The following is a 3146-nucleotide window of genomic DNA, read 5'->3' as shown; positions in this document are numbered from 1 at the left end:
GTCCAGGTGTTCGCCGGCCGCGACTCCCTCACCGGCCGCAAGCGACGGCTCAGCCGGCAGGTTCGCGGCCAGACCAAGGCGGCCTGGCGCGAGGCCAGGAAGGTCGAGGCCCAGCTCCTGGAGCAGCTCGACCGAGGCGAGCAACGCGGCAGCCGCACCCGCACGGTCACCGAGCTGGTCGAGCGCTGGCTGGAGTGGCGCCAGCAGGTCCGCCCATCTCGCCGGTCACCGTGGCCAACCGCGAGGATCGCAGCAGCGACCGCGACCCCACCGCGACGGCGCTCACCCGGCTGCAGCTGCCCGCACCCGACCACCGCACCACCACCGGCAACGGCAGCCGGCCCCAGCCCGACAGCCGCACCCGGGTGCGTGAGCTGGTCGCCCACGAGCGCGCCACCGGCACTCGCCTGCACGCCCGCGACGCGGATCCTGCGCTGCCATGGTCGCGCTGCCGACCGGCCGATTCCACACGGCAGCAGCCCAAGGTAGACTCCTCGTCGACCAGGCCAAGGGGCCGCCTGCGCAAAGGAGTCGCCATGACCCACCACGAGCATCCCAACGTCACCGTCGTCCGAGAGGGCTTTGAGGCGCTCCGGCGGGGCGACACCGCCTGGATGGACGAGCACCTGGCCGACGATGTGATCTGGCACATCGGTGGCAACAGCAAGTGGGCCGGGACTTACCAGGGCAAGGCCAAGGTGCTGGAGTACTTCGGCCGCCAGGCCCAGGCGACCGACACGGCGGCGGAGATCCACGACATCCTGGGCAACGACGAGCACGTGGTCGTTCTGGGGAGCGCCAAGGCCACCGCCCGGGACGGGTCCAGCGCCGAGTGGAAGTACACCCAGATCTTCCACATCCGGGATGGGAAGGCGACCGAGGTCTGGGGGATGGCCGAGAACGACGCGGCCGTTGACCCATTCCTGGACAGCCTCCCCGACTGAGGAATCCCCGCATGACAAGGTTGATTGCCCGCGGGGCTCAGCGGCGGGCAGTAGCCCTGGTTGCCCGAGAGGCCAGCTTGGCTACTACTCGGGCTCCAGTAGCGGGCCGGTGGGTACGGCCGGGGGAGTAGCTGTTCTTCTATGGCCCGACGCTCCGTAGGATTCGCGGTGTGCGGTCGGGTCCGCCGACCTTCCGAACGGAAGCGGCCTGGCCGGGGAGGCCTGTAGTGGGGGGAAAGACAGAACTCCGGGTTCGGGTCGATGCCGAGGGCGGCGAGGTGGAGGAGGTCGCCGAGCTGACCCGGCAGCTTCGTCGAACTCTGCTGGAGCTTGACGTCGACGCGGTGGAGCCGGTGCCAGAAGGCAAGGCGCCTCCAGACACCAAAGCGGTTGATGCCCTTGCTGTTGGCGGCCTCCTGGTCAGCCTGGTGAACGCCTCCGGCCTGCTGGCGTCGGTGGTGGAGGCCATCCAGTCCTGGGTGGTTGGCCGCGGTCCGCGCAGTGTGCGGCTGGAGTTGGACGGCGATGTGCTGGAGGTCAGCGGGGTGTCCTCGCGTCGCCAGGACGAGCTCATCGAGGTGTGGCTCGAGCGTCACGCCGGTCGGTGAGCCCCGATGGCGGGCAGCAAGGCGGCGTTGCTGGTGGCCACGGCCGCCTACGGCGACCAGGCGTTTCGGCAGTTGCGGGCGCCAGGCCATGATGTGGAGGCGCTCCGGCGGGTGCTGGCCGACCCAGCCATCGGTGGCTTCGACGTGCGCGCGCTGGTGAACCAGCCCGGACAGCTGGTCGAGGAGGAGATCGAGGGCTTTTTCGCCGACCGCAAGCCTGATGATCTGTTGGTGCTGTACCTGTCCTGCCATGGCGTGAAGGACCAGGATGGCCGGCTGTACTTCGCGGCCACCGACACCAAGCTGCAGCGGCTGGCCGCCTCAGGGATCTCCTCGACCTTTGTCAACGAGCAGATGGCCAACAGCCGCTCCAAGCGGGTCGTGCTGTTGCTGGACTGCTGCTATAGTGGGGCGTTCGCGCGCGGGTTTGCACCCCGGGGCGGCGAGGGGGTTGAGCTCAAGGAGCGGCTCCAGGGTCGTGGCCGGGTGGTCATCACCGCCTCCAGCGCGATGGAGTACGCCTTCGAAGCAGGTCAGCTCGCCGCGGACAGCGCCCAGCCGTCGGTGTTCACCACGGCCGTCGTGCACGGGCTCCAGACCGGTGAGGCGGATCGCGACGGCGACGGGCGGGTCTCGGTGGATGAGCTGTACGACTTCGTCTTCGACCAGGTTCGCCAGGCAACGACCGACCAGCGCCCGGGGATCTTCGCCGACGTCCAGGGCGCCCTGTACATCGCCCAGAACCCCAATCCGCCTGCCCAGGTGGAGCGGCTGACCCTTACCCTGGGGCCGCCGCTGGTGCAGGGCGGCCGCACGGGCCGCCTGGTGATGAGCGCAAGCAACGATGGCACGACCTCTCTTGACCTGGCGTTGCGTGCTCATGTGCCTGAAGCCGGGGTCGAGGGGCAGGTGGAGCCGGCTCGCCTGGTGTTGGAGCCGGGCATGGGGGCGGTCGCCGAGGTGCGGGTCTCCCCGCCGCAACCGCTGGTCGGTGCGGTGCGGCAACAGACGGTGCAGGTGCAGGCCTCCACCACCCAGGGGCGCCGCTGGGCGGCCACGGCCGTCTTCAACCAGGCGCCGCTGCTCGGCCGACGTAGCCTGTGGTTGCTGGGGGCCGGCACGGCGGTCATAGCAGTCGCCATCGCGCTGTTGTTGTTCACGCTCGGTGACGGTGGCAGCGACGGCGGTGGCGGCGAGCCCAGCAACCGGCCCCCGGGCTCGCTCCTCGCGGTGGGCGGCAACATCGAGTCGTCGGGCGCGCAGGACACCCACACCGCCACCGGCCGCCAGGGCCAGCAGGTCTTGTTCGACGCCAGGGAGTGCGCCTCCAACGGCACCCTGGTGTGGACCCTGCTAGGGCCCGACGATGAGCCGGTGTTCAAAGACCAGACCGTGTGTGACGCCGACAGCCCCTCCGACCAGACAGTGACCCTGCCCCAAGATGGGGACTACCGGCTTATCGTCAGTGGCAGCGACGCCGCCACCGGCACCTACCGCGCCACGTTGTGGCCGGTGCCCGCCCCCCAGCGGTTCTCCCTCAAGATCGGCGACAGCATCATCCCGAACCGGGACCGGCCCGGCCGGGGTGCCGGCA

Annotated in this window: 3 protein-coding genes; all 3 read left to right on the top strand. The window is 70.1% G+C overall.

Features of this window, described 5'->3' with window-relative positions:
• Positions 1 to 230 precede the first annotated feature (230 nt).
• Positions 231 to 944: a nuclear transport factor 2 family protein gene (locus VF468_14730; GenBank protein HEX5879548.1), complete on the top strand. Its 714-nt coding sequence runs from the start codon at positions 231 to 233 to the stop codon at positions 942 to 944.
• A gap of 278 nt (positions 945 to 1222) precedes the next feature.
• Positions 1223 to 1552 (top strand): hypothetical protein, encoded by a 330-nt coding sequence (locus VF468_14725; protein HEX5879547.1) that lies wholly within the window; start codon positions 1223 to 1225, stop codon positions 1550 to 1552.
• 6 nt (positions 1553 to 1558) lie between these two features.
• Positions 1559 to 3146 (top strand): caspase family protein (locus VF468_14720; protein HEX5879546.1); only part of this gene is annotated, 1588 nt, incomplete at its 3' end.

The organism is Actinomycetota bacterium, from assembly GCA_036280995.1.
Lineage (GTDB): Bacteria > Actinomycetota > CALGFH01 > CALGFH01 > CALGFH01 > CALGFH01.
This window is presented reverse-complemented; position numbering and strand designations above follow the sequence as displayed.